Origin of the sequence: Treponema sp. Marseille-Q3903, assembly GCF_014334335.1 — a bacterium.
Lineage (GTDB): Bacteria > Spirochaetota > Spirochaetia > Treponematales > Treponemataceae > Treponema_D.
In genome coordinates, this window is record NZ_JACSEU010000001.1 from 544,458 (window position 1) to 564,049 (window position 19,592).

The following is a 19,592-nucleotide window of genomic DNA, read 5'->3' on the forward strand; positions in this document are numbered from 1 at the left end:
ATATGTATGGAAATGAATCTTGTTTATCCGCTTTACAATTGCAAAAAAGACAAACCCGACGTGCGAGAAAAGGTTTTGAAGCATGGAATAAATTTTACGTTTGATGTTGAACTTATCATGCTTATTTTGGGTTCCGGCAATAAAAAAATGCCTATCACAGTTATGGCACAAAAAATCATCGACATCCTCGACCGCTCAAACAAAGATGACGTTGTTGAAAATCTGCTTGAGCTCAAGGGAATCGGGCAGGGAAAAGCTCTGGCTATAGTTGCAGCTTTAGAACTTGGCAGGCGGCGGAACAATCATCTGAAAGCCCCTATAAGAACTGCATCTGATGTTGTGCCGTTTGTAAAAAATTATGCAGTCAGCTTAAAAGAACATTTTCTTTTGATAACGTTAAACGGCGGCTATGAAATTATCCAAATTCATGTGATATCTGTTGGAACGCTGAATAGAACGCTTATTCACCCACGTGAAATTTTTTGTGAAGCGATTAAAGAAAATGCGGCTGCAATTATCGTCTGTCACAATCATCCGTCGGGGAATTGCCTCCCATCCGATGAAGATATTGAAACTACAAAGATTTTGCTCAGCGCTTCCGAAATTATCGGAATAAAATTGCTTGACCACATCATAATTGACTGTGAAAGCTATTTTAGTTTTGCAGAACACAAACTATTGTTCTATGGTGACAAGTGATATAAAATTAAAACATGAAAAAATATCTCATCACTCTGATTGTTTCGCTGATCTTAATTTTATCAAGTGCATGCTGTCTTTTTGCAGAAGAAACTGTAGCTGACGAAAGTAAGATAGAACGTTTGTTTATAGAAGACCTCGAGCCACAATCAATCAGCCAGATATCGTCGGACGACGCTCAAATTATAATAGCGTCAAATCAGTGGCATTCTCAGATTTATTTAAATAACATTTATCACGGTAACACAAAATTAAAAATAGCAAATCTCATGCCGGGAGAATATGTCTTGCAACTACAGAAAAACGAGAAGTCTTCAAAAAAATATTATATCACAGTCAAAAAAGGTTATGCTTTGCTGTATTACGTTGAATTTTAATTTTTAAATTTTCTTTTTTTAAGTGACTTTTTCTTGCTATTTTATTAAATTATAGCTATGAAACTTTATTCAAGAGATCAATTGATAAAATGCACATTGACAGGCATTTTTGCTGCAATAGTTGTAACGTCTATCATTGCTTATAAAATCAACAAATCGACAAATCAAAAATCGGATTCTGTCTCACAGACTTCTTATTCTGATGATGAGGCTTCCAAGACTTCAAAGGTGGACGAGAGTGTAACTATTCAAGAAAATCAGCCGCCGATTTTACCTGTCGCAAGCGACTCGTCTTATTCGCAGACTGAGTCTCAGAATATAAACGTCTATTCCCTTTGCAACGAAGCTGTAGTCAACATAAATACGAAAGTCACCGCTTATGACTGGTTTTTGGAACCTTATGTTCAAGACGGTGGAAGCGGAAGCGGTTCAATCATCGATAAACGAGGATATATCCTCACAAATGTTCACGTGATTCAGGACGCAACAAAAATTTATGTTTCACTTTTCGACGGGACTCAGTACGAGGCTGAAGTTGTCGGTCAAGATTTAGACAGTGACCTTGCTGTAATCAAATTTAATCCTCCATCGGGAATGACTCTTAAGACAATTTCATTTGGAGATTCAGGAAGTCTCAAAGTCGGTCAGCGTGTTATTGCAATCGGAAACCCGTTCGGTCTTGAGAGAACGATGACAACAGGAATTGTTTCCGGACTCGGCAGACCTATTCAAAATTCAAACAACAGAATCATCCGCAATATGATTCAGACTGATGCCGCAATCAATCCTGGAAACTCGGGCGGACCTTTGTTAGATACAAATGGGCGCATGATTGGCATAAACACGATGATAAAATCAAGCTCAGGAAGTTCTTCGGGAGTTGGATTTGCCGTACCTTCAGAAACTGCCGTCAGAGTTGTTGCAGATTTGATCAAATATGGTAAAGTTCAACGAGGAAAGATTGACGCAACAATCATTCAGATGAGCAGCAGAATTGCACAGTATTCAAGGCTCGATATTTCGACAGGAGTTCTGGTATCCGAAGTTAAAAAAGGCGGACAAGCAGAAAAAGGCGGACTTAAAGGTGGTTCAGAAGCCGCTTATTATGGTTCTCGCCGCGACATCATATACATTGGTGGCGATGTAATAACAAAAATCGATAATATTTCAGTAGGCACTCTAGCTGATTATTATTCTGCACTCGAAAGCAAAAAAACAGGAGATATTGTCACAGTTACCGTGCGCCGCAACAAAAAAGATGTTCAGCTCAAAATACAACTTGTGGAAAGCTGATTTTTACCTTGTTTTTATCTTGGAGAATAGATGAGAAAATTTGAGGTAGTTTCCCAATTTGAGCCGAGCGGAGACCAAGGACAGGCGATAGAAAAACTGTCAAAAGGTTTTTTACGCGGAGATAAGTTCCAGACTTTAAAAGGAGTCACGGGTTCTGGAAAAACTTTTACTATGGCAAAAATCATAGAAAAAGTTCAACGCCCGACATTGATTATCAGCCACAACAAGACTCTTTCTGCGCAGCTTTACCGCGAGTTCAAATCATTTTTTCCGAACAACGCCGTAGAATATTTTGTTTCATATTACGATTATTATCAACCTGAAGCGTATGTTGCCGCCAGAGATTTGTATATCGAAAAAGATTGTGACATCAACCGTGAAATTGACCAGATGCGGCTTAAAGCAACTTATAGCCTTATGGAAAGGCGTGATGTAATTGTAGTTGCAACTGTCTCTTGTATCTATGGGCTTGGTATGCCGGATGTATACAAAGGGATGCGTGTCCACGTTGAAAAGGGACACAGCTTTGACATAAAAAAGTTCGCCGATTCTCTTATTTCAATGCAGTATACAAGAAACGACAATATCCTTGAGCGCGGTAATTTTAGAATCAAAGGCGATGTGATAGAAGTTTTCCCGCCATACATGGAAACCGATGAAGCGTACAGAATTCTTCTCGATTGGGATCAAGTTGCCGAAATACAGCGTTTTGATGCCTTGAATCGAAATACAATTGAAGAACTCGACGAGACTGTTTTTTATCCTGCAAAGCACTTTGTCGTGCCGCGCGACGCTTTGATAGAAGCGACAAATCGTATTCAAAATGAGATGGAAGTGCGGGTTGAAGAACTTCGTTCTATGGGAAAAATTCTAGAAGCCGAGCGACTTAAGACACGCACAACTTATGACATCGAAATGCTCAGAGAGATGGGCATCTGTCCCGGAATCGAAAATTATTCCGGTCCGATTTCAGGGCGTAAACGAGGGGAGCCGCCTGCAACGCTTCTACATTATTTTCCTGATGATTTTTTGTGCATGATAGATGAGGCGCACGTCACAGTCCCGCAAATTGGAGCGATGTACGAAGGTGACCGCAGCCGTAAACAAAATTTAATAGATTTCGGATTTCGCCTTCCATCGGCATTTGATAATCGACCGCTCAAAAAAGCTGAATTCGATGCAAAGATGAATCAGATTATCTATGTAACTGCAACACCCCGTCCGGAAGAAGTAAAACAAAGTACGCAAGTTGTAGAACAGCTCATCCGCCCGACAGGGCTCCTTGACCCTGTCATCGAAGTCCGCCCGAGCGAAGGTCAGATGGAAGATATTTTTAGAGAAGTCAAAGATAAAGTCGAAAAACACGAACGCAGCCTTATCCTGACGTTGACAAAGAAAATGGCTGAAGATTTGACAGATTATCTTACAGAACTCAACCTTAAAGTAAGGTATATTCACTCTGAGATAGATACATTTGAACGCGTTGAAATTCTAAAATCACTGCGCACCGGAGAAATTGATATTTTAATAGGAATCAACTTGCTCCGAGAAGGCATAGATTTGCCAGAAGTTTCGTTTATCGCAATTCTCGACGCCGACAAAATCGGGTTTTTACGTTCGACAACTTCTCTTATTCAGATTATTGGACGTGCCGCCCGCAATGCAGATGGTAAAGTTGTCATGTATGCAGACCACAAGAGTCCAGCAATGGAAGAAGCGATCAAAGAGACTAAACATCGTCGTGAAATTCAGGAAGCATACAATAAAGAACATGGCATTACACCAAAAACAATCTCAAAGGCTGTTGAAGATATCCTTGTTCATGAAAAATCAGATGCTGACGCAGAAGCAAAAATGCAACTTGATGTTTTGAAAAAAGAAGCAAATTTGTTTAATCCAAGCGAAAGGCGCAAACTTATAAAAGCGTTGACAAAAGAGATGTCAGATTGTGCTGACAGAATGGAATACGAACAAGCTGCGGCGATCAGAGATCAAATTCGTGATATAGAAAACATTTACGGGAAATAGTATTTTTGCGTGAAAAAAAAACTGATAATGATAAAGTTGATACTATCCTGTAAATTTATCAAACCTATCCATTGACTTTTATTTAAAGTTTGTGTAAACTTCTCGAACTATCGTTAATCGTGAATCATTGTTTTATATAAGGAAGGATAAAGAAAATGTCTAGAATGTGTGATGTTTGCGGAAAAGGCGTTATGTCCGGTAATAAAGTTAGTAAATCTTACAACCATACTCGCAGAACTTGGAGACCAAACCTCCACAGTGTAAAAGCTGCTCTTCCTAACGGAGAAGTAAGAACTATTAAAGTTTGCTCAAGTTGTCTCAGCCGTGGTTTCTTTGAAAAGAAAGTAAGAGTGCCAAAGGCTGCTGAAGTTTCTCAAAACTAATTTATTGACTGATAACATAGCAAATTTCAAGACCTCGGGAATCAATCTCGAGGTTTTTTTTTAACATTGAATTGTCAGCCCGTCATAAGCCGGCAAGATTGTATCAGCGTTCTCTAATTCAGGAAAATCTTTGCGGTGTTCATCAAGATAAGCGGCAGTTTCTTCGTGCGAAGAATTGTGCGCCATGTGAGTGAGCCAGATATTTTCTCCGCCGATTTTTGATGATGCTTGCAATGCGTCTAGATAATTGAAATGTGTTGAATGTTTTTTTATTCGCAATCCGTCAATGACGAGGTGCTTTAGTTTCCCACAGTTTTTATGAATCAGAGCGATTGAATCATCGCTTATGTAGTTGCAGTCTGTAAGGTAAGCGATTGAGTTGTTTTCCTTTGTTGTGACAAGCCAGCCTGTCGTCGGAAGGTGCCCGTGCATCATCGGGAGCGGTGTAATTGTAGTCTCTCCGATTTTGAATTTATTTGAAACGCTTTTCACTAAAATCTTTGCGTGCCCGCCGCCTTCAGTCACTTCTTTGAACAAATAGCCGAATCTGAATGAAATATCTTTTGCGGTCTCCGAGTTTGTGTAGATCGGAATTGGCGGAGCATTGTACTTATCGTTTTTATTATCAGAATTGTTTGAAACTTCGCATGAAAATATCCTTAAGTCATCTATTCCGTGAAGATGGTCTGCGTGTGCGTGTGTCAAAAGAACTGCGTCGATTTTTCTTATGTTGAAATTGAGCGCCTGCATCCTGAAGTCCGGTCCAACATCAATCAAAATGCACTTGCCGTCATCTGCCGTTATATAAACAGAGCTTCTGAATCTTTTATCATGAAAATCTGTAGATTTACAAACAGGGCAGTCACAGGCAATTACAGGAACGCCGTGACTTGTTCCGGTACCCAAAAATTGTAACTTCATCGTAAAATTATATCATTATAAATCGTGAAATAACACTAATTTACAGTTTTTTTGTTTTCGTTTAGAATATCAACCGTGACTTACAAAGAGAATAATATAATCGAAAATTATTTGCTTCAGCAAGACAAAATTTTTACATCTGATGATTTTTACAAATTTCTTAAGTCGGAAGGAGTGAGAATGTCAATGTCTGATGCGATTGATATTCTCCATATGTCTGATTATGTTTTTCCGCTTGTAAACGACGAATACATCACTCGTGCAGGAATTTTTACCGGTTACGTGTTTAGTTTTAAGCCAAGCAAGGAAGAGGTCAATAAAGGTGTCTTTCTTCTCGGACACCGCTGCATGCCTTTTATAAATCCTGAAACTGCGCCTGACAGCATCTCCGTCATGGCTCATGGTGCAATCATTAAAAGCTCGTCAGCCAAAATTTCAATGAATCTTGCAATGGATACTTTTTCGCTTTACGGTGAAGGCTATGCTATCCCATATATTTTCAACGACAAAAAAAATAAACTGTCGCTTTCATCTGTTCGGTATTCAATGCCGACGGAAATGAGGCTTACTGTCTGGCCTTTGGACAAAATCACGGAAGATGGAAAATTTTGCTATGGCGACAGAGTTTTGTGCCGCGTAATCAATTGGGAAGAAAGCCTTGTTGAGATGATGCGTCATCCATGTCAAACAGACAGCCTGATTGTTTCAAATGACGCAATTGAGCGAGAGCAATGGTACTCCGATTTTGAAAACAGCCTTCTCGCAAGTTTTGACAAGCTAGGTCCAATGAATTCAATCGAAGAGCAGTTGGCATATATTTTTTTAGAAAATAAAATAAAATTGTGTACAAAAAATCCCGGCTCAGTAGAAGAATTCCTTGAACACACAACTAAAATCGGGTTTGAACCTTATGGAGTTGAGTCTAGAATCTGGAAAAAAGGAGAAAGCGTTCCATACATAGGCGAATGGAATAAAGAATCTATAAAAAGTGATTTTATAATGTCGCAGATTGCGATGACTTTCACTCCACGTGTGATAGATGCTTATATTGAAAATCTCATATATGACAATATCAAAAACAAAAAAGATGATTCCGAGCATGATTTTTCCGATTTAGTCGATCTGATTTTTCCTTCCGTGTTTATTATGACTCAGGCGGAGCGGAGACTTGTATTGTTGAACATAGAAAAGCGTCATGATATACTGAAGCGGAACTACAACCGTTTTTCCGACTATCCGGTTGCAGAGATAAGGAAGAGAATTCTAAAATTATTTTCACAGGTCAATGAGTTGCTTGGAGCGATCGGACATCCTAGTGTAAAAATTGAAAATTTTCCTCAACAGGAACTCGCAATTCTTTCGCAGCTTTATAGCCATGTTGTGCATCTTTTAGAAGAAGTTGAAAACGTGTTCTTGCGCAACCACTTTCCTGTTGATGAAGTTTCTCTTTCTCTTGATGGAATGGAAGAAACTTTTGAAGATATCTGTGTCCCATTGAGCTGTGTTTTGGAGTCAGACAGAAAAAACGGTTTTGAAATAGTAAAAAATGACTCTATTGAGTTGGAGGATAAAAAGTAAAAATGATAGATGAAAACGTTGATATAGCGCAGTTGATTCGCAAAGGCGGAGTATTAAAAAATATTGAAGGAAAAACGCCTGAAGAAATTTATGCAAAAGTCTGTAAGATGATAGATTTGCCTGAGGAAATGACATCCGACCAAGTTTACAGTGCGCTGTGTGCTCGCGAACAAGTGTTAAGTACAGCTGTTGGTAATGGGATTGCACTTCCTCATTCGCGCTCCCCGATTATAAAAGAGAAAAAAGACCAGAGGATATGTGTAGTTTATTTAAAAACTCCGATCGATATGCACGCTCCGGATGAAAGAAGTGTTTATGTTATGTTTATTCTTCTTACGCAGAATTCTCAGTTTCATCTAAAAGTATTATCGTCTTTGGCTGCTTTGTTTAGAAATTGTAAATTTAGAAAAACGCTCGAAGCTCAGGCTGATGAAGCTGAAATCGAAGAGCAAATCAAAGAGCTCGCTTAATTTAAATTATTTTTTAGGAGTAATAATTATGGATAAAAAAGGAGTTGAGGCAGTTGCACTTTCAATACGCAGCTTGTCTATGGACGCTATTCAAAAAGCAAATTCAGGACATCCGGGACTTCCGCTCGGGGCGGCAGAATTAGGCGCAGTTTTATATGGCGAAATCATGAAACACAATCCCTCAAATTCAAAATGGCCTGATAGGGATCGTTTTGTGCTATCTGCCGGACATGGCTCTATGCTGCTTTACTCAATCCTTCATCTTGCCGGATATAAAGTTTCTATGGACGATATAAAAACATTCCGCCAAGTCGGCTCAAAATGTCCGGGTCACCCTGAATATGGAGATACGGATGGTGTTGAGTGTACAGGAGGTCCTCTTGGGCAGGGTGTTTCAATGGCTGTAGGAATGGCGATCGCCGAACAGATGCTCGCTGCGAAATTCAACACACCAAAATATACAATCGTTGATCACTATACATATTCTTTGGTTGGGGAAGGCTGCCTTCAAGAAGGCGTTGCCTCAGAAGCTTGTTCGCTGGCAGGAAACCTTAAACTTGGAAAACTGATTGTATTTTACGACCAGAATAAAATTTCAATCGACGGTTGCACAGATATTACGTTTACAGATGATATTGAAAAACGTTACGAAGCGTACGGCTGGCAGGTTTTGAAAGGCAGCATGTATGATGTCGAAGAAATCGTAAAACTCGTTGCAGAAGCAAAGAAGTGCTCAGATAAACCGTCTTTGATTATGCTCAAGTCAGTGATTGGTAAAGGTGCTCCAAAGCAGAATACAGCTGATGTTCACGGTGCTCCGCTAGGAGTTGACGGCATTATCGAAGCTAAGAAAACTCTTGGACTTCCAATTGATAAAGACTTCTACGTTGTCCCGGAGGCATACAAATATTTTGAAGATAAAAAAACATCATTTGCTAAAGCCGAATCTGACTGGAATTCGAATTTTGCCGCTTGGACAAAAGAAAATCCTGAGCTCAAAAAACTCTGGGATGCTTATCATACAGACGCTGTAACAGACGAAACCGTAAAAGATGTTGAATACAAAGTTGGAGATGCTTGCGCAACAAGAGACGCTTCAGGAAAAGCCTTAAATGTAATAGCTGCACGTTACGCAAACCTCGTCGGAGGTTCTGCTGACTTGATGGGACCTAACAAGACTGCATTCAAGGCGACTGACAACGGAACTTTCAGTCCAGAAAATCGTGCCGGACGTACAATTGAATTCGGTATCAGAGAATTTGCGATGTCTGCTGTTTGTGCAGGAATATCATTGCATGGGGGACTCCGCCCATTCTGTGCTACATTCTTAGTATTTGCAGATTATCTCCGGGCATCACTCCGCGTTGTCTCTTTGATGAAACAGCCTGTTATATACGTATTTACACACGATTCAATCTATGTAGGAGAAGACGGTCCTACACATCAGCCAATTGAAACAATGACTTCACTGCGTGGAATTCCCGGAGTTCAAGTTATCAGACCTGGTGACCCTGAAGAATCAATGGAAGCGTGGAAGATTGCTTATGCTTCTAAAAATCATCCTGTCTGTATGGCATTTACACGCCAAGCTCTTGCAGTTTACCAAAAAGCTGATAAAAACTGGAAAGAAAATATGGCTAAAAACGGTGCGTACGTTGTACAAGAAGGTTCTTCAAACCCTGATATCACAATTTTGGCGAGTGGTTCTGAAGTCAACATGGCCCTCGACGCTGCAAAACAAGTTAGCGGAAAATCGATTCGCGTTGTTTCAGTCCCTGACTTGAAGAAGTTCGAAAATCTTTCAAAACAAGAACAGGCAAAAATTACAGGAAACGCAAAACGTATAGTTTGTACCGAAGCCGGAATTTCTATGGAATGGCTTCAATTCACGACAAAAGAAAACTGTTTTTGTCTTGATCAATTTGGCACATCAGGACCTGCGAATAAAGTTGCTGAATATTTTCACTTTACAGCAGACGATTTTGCAAAATTGTTGAAGAAATAGTAAATCGATCGCATTGTAAAAGACATCCGGCTATTTGCCCAGATGCCTTTTTTTATTTTATAAAACGTACGATGTGTTATCTCCCAAAAAATCGATTTTCCTTGCCGATAGAAAAAAAAATTTGTATTTTAAATGTAATGCTAAATATATAAATAATTAAGAGGTATATAGAAAAATGGCTAAACAGTTATTATTCAGTGAAGATGCTCGAAAAAAGCTTTTGAGCGGTGTGGAACAGATTTCTAAAGCTGTAAAGACAACTTTGGGACCTTGTGGACGCATGGTCATGATGGACAAAAAATATGGTTCACCGATTATCACAAAAGACGGTGTTTCAGTGGCAAAGGAGATTGAACTTGCTGATCCGTATGAAAATATGGGTGCTCAGTTTGTTCGAGAAGTTGCTTCTAAGACAAATGATGATGCAGGTGACGGTACTACAACTGCAACAGTTCTTTCGTATGCGATTGTTCGTGAAGGAATCAAAGCTGTTGCTGCAGGTATGCGCCCAATCGAAATTAAACGCGGTATGGACAAAGCTGTAAAACTTGCAGTAGAAGAAATTAAAAAGAACGCTAAACCTGTAAAAGGCGCAGATGATATTACAAACATCGCTACAATTTCTGCTAACAATGACCCGGAAATCGGTAAAATGCTTGCCGATGCTATCGAAAAGGTTGGAAAAGACGGCGTTATAACTGTAGAAGAATCGAAGAATATGGAGATGACTGTAGACACTGTCGAAGGTATGCAGTTTGATCGCGGATACATCTCTTCTTACTTTGTAACAGACCGCGAAAGAATGGAAGCTGATTTTGATGACGCTTCTATCTTGATTTACGACAAAAAGATTTCCGCAATGAAAGACCTTCTTCCGATTTTGGAAAAAGTTGCAAATGCAGGAAAAGCTCTTGTGATAATCTGCGAAGATGTTGACGGTGAAGCTCTTACAACTTTGGTTTTGAACACAATTCGTGGAACTATTAAAGTTTGTGCAGTTAAAGCTCCAGGCTTTGGCGACCGCCGTAAAGATATGCTGCAGGATATCGCAATTTTGACAGGCGGAACTGTAGTATCTGAAGAAGTCGGACTTAAACTTGAAACATGCGGAACAGAAGTTCTTGGACAGGCTAAGACAATCAAAATAGACAAAGACAACACTACAATCGTAGGCGGTGCCGGAAATTCAAAAGATATAAAGGCTCGTGTTGAAGAAATCAAAAATGCTATTGAAAAATCAACATCTTCTTATGATAAAGAACAGCTTCAGAAACGACTTGCAAAATTGTCAGGAGGAGTTGCTGTAATCAATGTCGGTGCAAACACAGAGACAGAGATGAAAGAAAAGAAATTCCGTGTTGAAGATACAATCGCTGCCACACGTGCTGCACTTGAAGAAGGAATTGTAAGCGGTGGAGGAATCGCTTTGCTCGAAGCTGCAAAAACTCTTAAGGAAGTTCCTGCTGACTTAACTGAAGATGAGAAAGTTGGCTTCAAGATTGTAATTCGTGCTCTCGAAGAGCCAATCCGCCAGATTTCGGAAAATGCAGGTCTTGACGGCGCTGTAATTGCAGAACGTGCTAAAAATGAAAAGAAAGGTATTGGATTCAATGCCCTGACTGGCGAATGGATAAATATGCTCGAAGCTGGAATCATTGACCCGGCAAAAGTAACTTGCTCTGCTTTGAAAAATGCTGCATCTGTTGCAGGAACGCTTTTGACAACTGAATGCGCATTGACAGATATCCCAGAGCCAAAAACTCCTGTTGCTCCAGCAGCAGATCCTGGAATGATGTATTAATTCCGTCGGGCTTCTCTCTAAAATGATTTTAAGAGAAGTCTGAACAGTTTGATTTAACAAAAAATCTCGCCGTTTGAAGTTTTCAAACGGCGAGATTTTTTTGTAGCCTGTAAATATGTTTTGATTTTAGGATTTTAGAATGTGTGAGCCCAGCTCAACGCAATTCTGTAGAATATCCATTCATAGCCGGCATATTTTAATGAAGTTTCTTGATATGATTCTGTATGAGCAGTTGCAAAACTCCTTCGGCTTGAAAATCCTGCGAGCACAGAAAGAACATCGTGTTCTCCAAGAGTGAACTGTGCCATTGGACTTATGCTTATCTGTTTGAAACTGCCATTAAAATCGCTGTTGTTATAAACAGAATCTTTAAAATATCCTTCCAGTTCAAAAACTAATCCTGCACGACTTAAAACCCAAGGTATCTGATAAGCGAGAATTAGCTGCTGATAATTAGAAAGTCCATTTACTTTGTTTCCAGAAGCCTGCCACATCCAGATATCTCCGGATTTTGTTCCTGTAAGGTATTCGCTGTAAATCTGATAAGTGTACATTATCTGAAAGTGAGTCCAATCACCAGGGAACAGAGCTCCCGTATCGAACTGGAATGTTCCTTCTGCAAACCATTTTAGATAATATGCTGTAAAAGGTGTGATATTTGTGTATTTCCCATCAGAAACGAGAGAACTGTCTGCAATAGACATGCCTCTAAGTCCGGCTATAGCCCAGCCTGTACCTGCATTTGCACCTGCGCTAAATACAATAAAAGGAAGCGGAGTGAATGTTGCAGTCAAACCCGGTCGAACAGAGATAGGGGTCAGTTCAAGGTTGCCTTTTAAGACAAGGTTTGCAGAATTCAACAGCCAGTGGTCACCAAGCGGAGTGTTGATTTTGTAAGATGCAGAACCCGTAACGCGACCTTCGACGCCGCTGTATGGTCCTGTGATTGGGGCAAAATGTGTTCCGCCTTTGATGTAGTCAGATTTCGGATAAAATGCAAAGTCTGTAGATACGGAAAATGTCCACGGCGATTCTTTGCCTTCTTGAGCTGCCAAAGATGTAAATACTAATGAAAAGACAAAAAAACAAGCAAAGAGATTTTTTAATTTCATAAAATAAATCCTTCTTTCATAAAATAATAATTTGATAGGAGCACTATCGTCGATGTGAATAGTATACATTAAATTTAAAAATTATCAAGATTTTGCAATTTTGAGATTTTGCGATTTTTATCATAAACTTTGCATAAACTTTGCATAAGCATTGTAAGCGAGCAAGATTTGCGGCCGAACATCCAATCTGTTTTTTAATTTTGCAATCGACTTTTCCTCGACTTTACCGGCAAATTTTTATTCCAAAAGAAATCATCATCCCTTGCGCTGTACATGTTGAGATAATCGTTCCTATTGGAATATAGATGTTTAAAACAGGACCTGCTCGTAGCTTTGAAGCTAGCTGATATTGCCACGAAATGCCTGTCGTTATGTAAAACCAGTTCATATTGTGCAAAAACCAGTTGTTTATTTTGTCAACATCTGAGCCTGCGCTGCCGCTATAGCCATAATCTGTTGAAGAAACCGACGGAGCTAGAATTCCAAACCGCATCAATATTCCAAGTCCGGCAGTCATCTGAAGCCTGCTTTTTTCAAAATGAAGCGACATTGAAGCTGGAATATTTAACATAAATGAAAGTGTCGTCGTAGTTCTGTTTTCAATTTCGGCTGGTAAAGCGATGTTTTCGTGCCACAGATGATTCATCATAAAAAAACTGATTACAGGGTTCACAGCAAGAAATGTGTAATTCGGCCAGAGAAAACCAATCGAAATCGGATATATGATGGGAGAAGGAGCGCTTACAAATTTGCCGCCGATTTCTGTGTAAGGGTTTATGTATACCGAAGGTTCAAAATGCATGGTGATGTCTGCCGCTTCAAAAAAATCGCGCATAGAGGTGACTTTTTTGAACTTTTCACCTAGAATCGCGGATTGTCCGGCATCTTTTTCACGTTCTTCTGTTTTTTGCTCCTGATTTGACGAGTTTAATAACTCTGTTCCTTCGGCAAAAAAAACGGCTGAGAACATAAAAAAAATTGAAAAAAATAAAAACTTGCTTTTCAAATCGAGCCCCTTAAAATATAAGCTTTACAATATTTTTCCGTAAAGGGTTTTATCAATATTTACCTGAAGAAATCCGCTTCGGCTTGTCTTATAAAATGAAGATTCTTCCCATGCCGCATAAAGCGTTGTTCCTGAGATGACAAAATCTGTGTAAAGGTAACCTGACGGAAGTTTTGGGAGCCTAATCGCTACTGCTTTTCCTCCTCGAAGAATATGTTTGCCCGGCAATGCTCCTTCGATAAAGAGCGTTCCATCTTCAAAAAGTACGGCGCTCCAGCTTCGCGAGATGATTGCCTTTGCCTGCAACTCTTTTTCCTGCGAGTTTGGAACTGAGTTTCCGTATGTTCTCGGGGAACTTCCGCCTTCGGTTTTAACTTCAATGCTGAATGGCAGTTTTCTATGAAATCCATTGAGAAGCGATTTTATTCGTTCAGGGGCATTTGTGAAGTCGTGTTGTGAGCGTATGTTACGGAATGTTTCAGCATCGGACGGGGTTACAGTGATTTTTCCATTTGCGGTCGATGGAGAAAGCGAGAGCAGCGGAACTGTCGGATGGAATGTAACATAATTAAAAGAATTCTTTGATTCCGAAACTGTTTTTATGCTACAAGCCCAGTTTAATCCGTCCCAAAATAAATCTGTAACTTCAGAATTTTTTTCTTGTGTTAAGTTGCTGCAATCGATTATCGGGTAAGAAATCCCAGTAGCAATGTCATACTGCATTAAAAACAGATGTGCGGATTTGTTGTTTTTGTATTCGGCATCAGATATCGTGTCATTAAAAAAAGAGCTTTTGTAAACCGAAAAAATCGGTGTTTCATTTAAAAATAAAAGGTTGCCAGCTGTCCTGTTTGCAAAAAGATTCGGATCGGGGTTTAGAGTTATTTGTTCACCATTAAAAGTTAAAACGCCTAGTCTGTTTACAATTGCGATCGAGCTGGTTGCAGAATTGTTCGCTGATGAAATGCGGATTGTTTCTGTCCATGGCTTTTGTGGTTTGTGTGGGGCGAGTTGAGGTTTTTCAATCTGTTTAAAATTGTTTTCTGTAAAATAAAACCATGAATGATTTACTTTTTTTAACTCTAAAGGCAAAGACCCCAACTCAATTTCTGCTTTGTTTGCTCCATCTTTTTTACAACTTGTAATTGTAGATAAAGAAACTACTTCAATTAAAAAGAGAAATCGTATTATTTTGCAAATTCTTTTCATATATCTTCAATGTATATCGGCAAAAAAATAATCTCAAGTGACACATTTTTTGCACTTTCGTAAGTGATAATGATTGCTGTTTCTTTGCCATTATACAATAAAACCTGTTTATTTTTTTTTAAACTTATCTTAGAATGCTCTCTTATTTTTTGATTTTCCGGGATATATGATGATAGAAAAGATGTTTCAAATGTTTTGTTTAATTCAGACAAATCATAAGATATGCAGCTTTTTGTATTTAATTGAGATGCTTTAAAATTCAAATTGCACAAATCGTGCAGGAATTTTTCCGACTCTAAAAACCATGGATTGTGTTCCGTTTTTAACATTGTCTCGCATGCTTTTTGCCAGTTAAAAGTTCCGATAAATTTATTTAGTTTCTGTGTTGAAATTCCGGTTTCTATTTTGCTCAAGAAAATTTTTGCCATCAAAGATGCTGCAATCCCTTTTTCCCATTCAAATTTTGCATCATCAGCTTTGTAGTTCCAAGGATAGATAAATCCTGCCGGCATAAAATATTGTGTCTGATAATTGTCCTGTGTAAGCGTGATTGGGTATGCGAGAGTGCAAAACGGGGTGTGCCTCTTTACGGATAATTCTATAGTTTCCTGATTAGTAAAATAAGTTTTGCAGTCTTCGGCGCTTCGGATTTCGATTTTCCATTTTGAAAGCGGCGGATAGTTTTCAGAAAAACCGTCGTTCGGCGGCCATTGCGGAAGTTTGAGCCGGATTGTTTCAAAAGCTTTGTCTGCATGAAAAGTGCAGCCGGAAAATAAGCCGAGCACAAATGCCCCTACAATCGGCAATAAAAACGCTAAATTAAATTTCTTCATAATATATTAATAGACGCGAATGTGAGTTTTTATGAAGTTATTTTAGGAAGTATTTTTGGAAATTATTCAAACTTTGCAATTTCTTTTTGACAGAGGCTATCGCAAAGTTCATTGTATTCAACGCCTGCATGCCCTTTTACCCATTTCCATGTCACGTTGAGGGCGGAGTTCAGTTCGTCGAGTTTAACCCAAAGGTCTTGATTTTTTACAGGCTTTTTATCTGAAGTTTTCCAGCCTTTTGCTTTCCAGCTCTTAATCCATGTCGTAATTCCGTTTTTTACATACTGACTGTCGATGTTTACCGTGACGTGTTTTGCAGCAAAAGATTGAGTGTTTTGAACTATAGAGAGCGCAGCTATTGCCGCTGTGAGTTCCATTCGGTTGTTAGTAGTCATGCTTTCGCCACCTGAAACTTGTTTTGCAACTCCATCAGCGATAACTACAACTGCCCAGCCGCCAGGACCAGGGTTCCCATGGCAACCGCCATCTGTATATATGATAATTTCGTCCATAATTTACCTTTTGAGTTTTTGATAAACAGTTAAATCAAAATGCCTTTTGTTGAAGGAATGCTGCCGCCTCGTCGAACATCGATTTCTACTGCGTTTCTGATCGCCCTGCTTACGGCTTTGAAACACGCTTCAATTTTATGGTGATCGCTTCTTCCTCGAATAACATCTAAGTGTAAGTTGCACTGAGCGCTGTTTACAAACCCTTGCCAAAAATCTTCAAAACAATCTGTCTGAAAAGAAGATTGCTTTCCTTCGTTTAAAGAAATTAGAGGGATTCCCGTCAGCTGAGAGTTGCACACAAGAAAAGGGCGTCCGCCAAAATCAACGGCGGCTTGAGCAAGAGTTTCATCCATCGGATATATAAAAAAACCGCTTCTGTATATTCCGGCACAATCTTTGAGTGCTATTTTAAAACATTCTCCGAGCACGATTCCCGTATCTTCGATTGTGTGGTGCTGGTCAACATGCAGGTCGCCTTTGATTGTCCCTGTCAAATCAAAAAGTCCGTGCTTGCAAAAAGAGCAGAGCATGTGGTCAAAAAAGCCGATAGGATTTTCTACCTGATATTTTCCGGATCCATCGATGTTTAATGTCAATTCAATCTGAGTTTCGCCAGTTGTTCGTTTTACAGAAGCTGTTCTCGCCATATTTTGCCTCTCAACTTAGAGTATTACTTTTCGTAATTCGTATTCAACTATATCTGTAGCGCCGAGACTCTGCAATTTAGGAAGCAATGTCGGAACATCTGATTTTTTTACGGCGATTTTAACCGCATAGCCGTTGCCGCCAAAAAGAGGGCTTACTGTCGGGCTTTTCATTGCGGGGCTTCCTTTAATCAGCGCGTCAAAATTCTTTTCTGAACAATTCATTTCAAGCATAACTCTGCTGCGCGCGTTCAAAACGCTTTCAAACAGCATTTTTAATTCCATAATTTTTTGTTTTTTTTCAGGATTGTTCATCGCCTTTTTTGAAGCGTACATTCTCGTCGAACTTTCCATCAAAGTGTCTACAATCTTGAGCCTGTTTGCTTTTAATGAAGACCCTGTCGAAGTGTTGTCAATCAAAATCTGAGCGATAGAATCGTCCTTATCCTGCACAAACCCTTCAGAAGTCCCCCATGTTCTAAAAATCGTACCGTTTATTTTTTTATCATCTACCCACTTTTTGCTTAAAGTCTGATATTCTGTGGCGATTGTAACATTTGATTTTAAAAGAGCATCAAAGTCGCGAGATTCAGGGATTGCAGCTACAATTCTAACAGGATCGAAACCTAAATCCATAATTTCTTCAACATCGTCTTGTGTGCAGTTTTCGTAAACCCAATCTTTTCCTGAAAATCCGACATCGGCTTTGTCATTCGCAAGAAGAAGGCTTGTAATCTGTGGTTTTACAACTTGAAAAGCGAGGTCTTCCTGATTTGTTGAAGGAAAATACGTTCTATCTGGGAGATGGATTGAAATACCGGCATCGCTTAGTAATTGATAAACAGACTCATAAATGCGTCCTTTTGCAAGCAAAATTTTTAATTTCTCCATTTTATTCTCCAAATATCCAGCCACCTTTACGTAACCTTATTTTCTTTAATTATAATAAAGAATAACTCATATTTCAATGCGTCATCTTTTAATTTTCCGTTCAATCATTTATAATTCAACAGTACTCGATAATTTTAAAGGATCTCTAATTATGCCTATTACAGAATATCTCGAAACTAACGCAAAAAAATATCCAAATGATTGTGCTCTTGTAGAATTAAACCCGGAAATGCGCGACACTCGTCGAATCACATGGAAAGAATATGATTTAACTCAACCTGAACCGAATCTCCCTTATCGGCGTGAAATCAGCTGGTGTATTTTTAATGAAAAGGCTAATCGCTGTGCACATTACCTTTTGGAACGCGGCATTCATCGCGGTGACAAAGTCGGCATTCTTATGATGAATTGCCTTGAATGGCTGCCGATTTATTTCGGTATTTTGAAAACAGGAGCACTCGCTGTTCCTTTAAACTTTCGCTACTCATCTGATGAAATCGACTATTGTCTAAATCTCGCTGATATTTCTGTTTTATTTTTTGGTCCTGAATTTATAGGACGACTTGAGGCGATTTCCGAAAAAATTATGCAGCACCGCCTTTTGATATATGTTGGAGATGGGCTTCCTCCAACTTTTTCTGAAAGTTACATTTTGTCTGTAATGAATTATTCTTCAGAAAATTTAAACCTCAAAATCACTGATGATGATGACGCTGCAATTTATTTTTCTTCTGGGACGACGGGATTTCCAAAAGCAATCTTGCATAAACACCGCGCATTGATGCATTCTGCCGCATGTGAACAAAAACATCATAGTCAGACTAAAGACGATGTTTTTCTCTGTATCCCGCCACTATATCACACTGGGGCAAAAATGCACTGGTTTGGTTCGTTGATAAGCGGAAGCAAAGCTGTTTTATTGCGCGGAACAAAACCTGATGTTATTTTAAAAGCAGTCAGCGACGAAAAATGTACAATTGTCTGGCTGCTCGTCCCTTGGGCTCAAGATATCCTCGTCGCAATAGAAAACGAAACTGTAAAACTCGACGAATATCAGCTTTCACAGTGGAGATTGATGCATATCGGCGCTCAACCTGTTCCAAAAAAACTTATTGAAAACTGGTTGAAATTCTTTCCGAACCATGATTACGATACAAATTATGGGCTTTCAGAATCTATTGGGCCTGGATGCGTCCATCTTGGAGTTGGAAATATCAACAAAGTTGGTGCAATCGGAGTGCCGGGTTACGGTTGGAAAACTAAAATAGTCGATGAGCGGCGTCGCGAAGTTCCACAAGGCGAGGTAGGAGAACTCGCAGTTTTCGGACCTGGCGTCATGACGTGCTATTACAAAAATCAAAAAGCGACAGATGAAGTTATGGATAAAGATGGCTGGCTGTATACAGGAGATATGGCTCAGATAGATAAAGATGGATTTATATATCTTGTTGACCGCAAAAAAGATGTTATCATCACTGGCGGTGAAAACTTGTATCCTGTTCAGATAGAAGACTTTTTGCACAAAATGGATGCAATCAAAGATGTCGCTGTCATCGGGCTTGCTGACCACCGACTTGGCGAGATAGCTGCGGCAATCGTTGAACTTAAAGAAGGCTATGACTGCACGGAAGATGATATAAATAATTTTTGCATGGAACTTCCAAAATACAAACGTCCTAGAAAAATTATATTTGCTAAAATTCCTCGAAATCCAACAGGCAAAATTGAAAAACCGAAACTTCGAGAATTGTACAGAACTGAAGACCCTTTCAAAGTTATGCAGTCTGATTAAATAGCTTTGTTAATTTATTTTGTATTTACTTTTTTTAT

Annotated in this window: 18 protein-coding genes; 10 read left to right on the plus strand and 8 right to left on the minus strand. The window is 39.3% G+C overall.

The genetic code is table 11. The annotated features are described in order from the left end of the window. Positions 1-6 precede the first annotated feature (6 nt). The 5 genes from radC (at position 7) to rpmB (ending at position 4,780) form a co-directional block, all read left to right on the plus strand. Entirely contained in the window at positions 7-699 is a 693-nt protein-coding gene (gene radC / locus H9I37_RS02500) for a RadC family protein (RefSeq protein WP_255422462.1), read from the plus strand. Between the two features lie 14 nt (positions 700-713). Further along, positions 714-1,076 (plus strand): PEGA domain-containing protein, encoded by a 363-nt coding sequence (locus H9I37_RS02505; protein ID WP_187380916.1) that lies wholly within the window; start codon positions 714-716, stop codon positions 1,074-1,076. A 57-nt stretch (positions 1,077-1,133) separates the two neighbouring features. After that, a complete protein-coding gene (locus H9I37_RS02510) occupies positions 1,134-2,369 on the plus strand; it encodes a S1C family serine protease (protein WP_187380917.1) in 1,236 nt (411 codons plus the stop codon). 30 nt (positions 2,370-2,399) lie between these two features. Next, on the plus strand, positions 2,400-4,397 hold the full coding sequence (gene uvrB, locus H9I37_RS02515; protein ID WP_187380918.1) for an excinuclease ABC subunit UvrB: 1,998 nt from the start codon (positions 2,400-2,402) through the stop codon (positions 4,395-4,397). 155 nt (positions 4,398-4,552) lie between these two features. Next, positions 4,553-4,780, plus strand: a complete 228-nt coding sequence (gene rpmB / locus H9I37_RS02520; RefSeq protein ID WP_187380919.1) for a 50S ribosomal protein L28 — start codon at positions 4,553-4,555, stop codon at positions 4,778-4,780. 60 nt (positions 4,781-4,840) lie between these two features. Here rpmB and H9I37_RS02525 read toward each other — a convergent pair whose 3' ends face one another. Next, on the minus strand, positions 4,841-5,701 hold the full coding sequence (locus H9I37_RS02525) for an MBL fold metallo-hydrolase (RefSeq protein WP_187380920.1): 861 nt from the start codon (positions 5,699-5,701) through the stop codon (positions 4,841-4,843). Between the two features lie 75 nt (positions 5,702-5,776). Between H9I37_RS02525 and H9I37_RS02530 the strand changes: the two genes are divergently transcribed. The 4 genes from H9I37_RS02530 to groL all read left to right on the plus strand — a co-directional run bounded on the left by H9I37_RS02530 (position 5,777) and on the right by groL (position 11,555). Next, positions 5,777-7,279: a hypothetical protein gene (locus tag H9I37_RS02530; RefSeq protein WP_187380921.1), complete on the plus strand. Its 1,503-nt coding sequence runs from the start codon at positions 5,777-5,779 to the stop codon at positions 7,277-7,279. 2 nt (positions 7,280-7,281) lie between these two features. Next, positions 7,282-7,749, plus strand: coding sequence for a PTS sugar transporter subunit IIA (locus tag H9I37_RS02535; RefSeq protein WP_187380922.1), 468 nt, complete (start codon positions 7,282-7,284; stop codon positions 7,747-7,749). A 28-nt stretch (positions 7,750-7,777) separates the two neighbouring features. Further along, positions 7,778-9,754: a transketolase gene (gene tkt, locus H9I37_RS02540; RefSeq protein WP_187380923.1), complete on the plus strand. Its 1,977-nt coding sequence runs from the start codon at positions 7,778-7,780 to the stop codon at positions 9,752-9,754. Positions 9,755-9,929: 175 nt separating this feature from the next. Then, the gene (gene groL / locus H9I37_RS02545; RefSeq protein ID WP_187380924.1) at positions 9,930-11,555 is read left to right on the plus strand and encodes a chaperonin GroEL; all 1,626 of its coding nucleotides are present in this window, start codon (positions 9,930-9,932) and stop codon (positions 11,553-11,555) included. Between the two features lie 134 nt (positions 11,556-11,689). Here groL and H9I37_RS02550 read toward each other — a convergent pair whose 3' ends face one another. The 7 genes from H9I37_RS02550 to hisG all read right to left on the minus strand — a co-directional run bounded on the left by H9I37_RS02550 (position 11,690) and on the right by hisG (position 17,762). Beyond that, entirely contained in the window at positions 11,690-12,667 is a 978-nt protein-coding gene (locus H9I37_RS02550) for a hypothetical protein (protein ID WP_187380925.1), read from the minus strand. Between the two features lie 223 nt (positions 12,668-12,890). Continuing rightward, positions 12,891-13,637, minus strand: a complete 747-nt coding sequence (locus H9I37_RS02555) for a hypothetical protein (protein WP_187380926.1) — start codon at positions 13,635-13,637, stop codon at positions 12,891-12,893. 60 nt (positions 13,638-13,697) lie between these two features. Beyond that, a complete protein-coding gene (locus H9I37_RS02560) occupies positions 13,698-14,882 on the minus strand; it encodes a DUF8086 family protein (RefSeq protein ID WP_187380927.1) in 1,185 nt (394 codons plus the stop codon). Next, the gene (locus H9I37_RS02565; protein ID WP_187380928.1) at positions 14,879-15,715 is read right to left on the minus strand and encodes a hypothetical protein; all 837 of its coding nucleotides are present in this window, start codon (positions 15,713-15,715) and stop codon (positions 14,879-14,881) included. The genes H9I37_RS02560 and H9I37_RS02565 overlap by 4 nt, the downstream gene beginning before the upstream one ends. Positions 15,716-15,777: 62 nt before the next feature. Next, positions 15,778-16,227 carry a ribonuclease HI gene (rnhA, locus tag H9I37_RS02570; protein WP_187380929.1) on the minus strand — a complete coding sequence of 150 codons (450 nt, stop codon included), beginning with the start codon at positions 16,225-16,227 and terminating at the stop codon, positions 15,778-15,780. 29 nt (positions 16,228-16,256) lie between these two features. Next, positions 16,257-16,874 carry an imidazoleglycerol-phosphate dehydratase HisB gene (gene hisB / locus H9I37_RS02575; protein WP_187380930.1) on the minus strand — a complete coding sequence of 206 codons (618 nt, stop codon included), beginning with the start codon at positions 16,872-16,874 and terminating at the stop codon, positions 16,257-16,259. A gap of 15 nt (positions 16,875-16,889) precedes the next feature. Beyond that, complete coding sequence (hisG, locus tag H9I37_RS02580; protein WP_187380931.1) at positions 16,890-17,762, minus strand: ATP phosphoribosyltransferase; 873 nt, start codon at positions 17,760-17,762, stop codon at positions 16,890-16,892. 151 nt (positions 17,763-17,913) lie between these two features. On the opposite strand from hisG, the gene H9I37_RS02585 reads away from it, so the two are divergent. Further along, complete coding sequence (locus H9I37_RS02585) at positions 17,914-19,554, plus strand: class I adenylate-forming enzyme family protein (RefSeq protein WP_187380932.1); 1,641 nt, start codon at positions 17,914-17,916, stop codon at positions 19,552-19,554. Positions 19,555-19,592 lie beyond the last annotated feature (38 nt).

What these genes read in the sequence shown, in the direction of transcription:
- tkt (WP_187380923.1), top strand. Translation starts at nt 7,778, where the DNA reads ATGGATAAAAAAGGAGTTGAGGCAGTTGCACTTTCAATACGCAGCTTG.
- H9I37_RS02505 (WP_187380916.1), top strand. Translation starts at nt 714, where the DNA reads ATGAAAAAATATCTCATCACTCTGATTGTTTCGCTGATCTTAATTTTA.
- H9I37_RS02525 (WP_187380920.1), bottom strand. Translation starts at nt 5,701, where the DNA reads ATGAAGTTACAATTTTTGGGTACCGGAACAAGTCACGGCGTTCCTGTA.
- hisB (WP_187380930.1), bottom strand. Translation starts at nt 16,874, where the DNA reads ATGGCGAGAACAGCTTCTGTAAAACGAACAACTGGCGAAACTCAGATT.
- H9I37_RS02555 (WP_187380926.1), bottom strand. Translation starts at nt 13,637, where the DNA reads ATGTTCTCAGCCGTTTTTTTTGCCGAAGGAACAGAGTTATTAAACTCG.
- H9I37_RS02585 (WP_187380932.1), top strand. Translation starts at nt 17,914, where the DNA reads ATGCCTATTACAGAATATCTCGAAACTAACGCAAAAAAATATCCAAAT.
- radC (WP_255422462.1), top strand. Translation starts at nt 7, where the DNA reads ATGGAAATGAATCTTGTTTATCCGCTTTACAATTGCAAAAAAGACAAA.
- H9I37_RS02535 (WP_187380922.1), top strand. Translation starts at nt 7,282, where the DNA reads ATGATAGATGAAAACGTTGATATAGCGCAGTTGATTCGCAAAGGCGGA.
- H9I37_RS02510 (WP_187380917.1), top strand. Translation starts at nt 1,134, where the DNA reads ATGAAACTTTATTCAAGAGATCAATTGATAAAATGCACATTGACAGGC.
- groL (WP_187380924.1), top strand. Translation starts at nt 9,930, where the DNA reads ATGGCTAAACAGTTATTATTCAGTGAAGATGCTCGAAAAAAGCTTTTG.
- uvrB (WP_187380918.1), top strand. Translation starts at nt 2,400, where the DNA reads ATGAGAAAATTTGAGGTAGTTTCCCAATTTGAGCCGAGCGGAGACCAA.
- H9I37_RS02560 (WP_187380927.1), bottom strand. Translation starts at nt 14,882, where the DNA reads ATGAAAAGAATTTGCAAAATAATACGATTTCTCTTTTTAATTGAAGTA.
- rnhA (WP_187380929.1), bottom strand. Translation starts at nt 16,227, where the DNA reads ATGGACGAAATTATCATATATACAGATGGCGGTTGCCATGGGAACCCT.
- hisG (WP_187380931.1), bottom strand. Translation starts at nt 17,762, where the DNA reads ATGGAGAAATTAAAAATTTTGCTTGCAAAAGGACGCATTTATGAGTCT.
- H9I37_RS02565 (WP_187380928.1), bottom strand. Translation starts at nt 15,715, where the DNA reads ATGAAGAAATTTAATTTAGCGTTTTTATTGCCGATTGTAGGGGCATTT.
- rpmB (WP_187380919.1), top strand. Translation starts at nt 4,553, where the DNA reads ATGTCTAGAATGTGTGATGTTTGCGGAAAAGGCGTTATGTCCGGTAAT.
- H9I37_RS02550 (WP_187380925.1), bottom strand. Translation starts at nt 12,667, where the DNA reads ATGAAATTAAAAAATCTCTTTGCTTGTTTTTTTGTCTTTTCATTAGTA.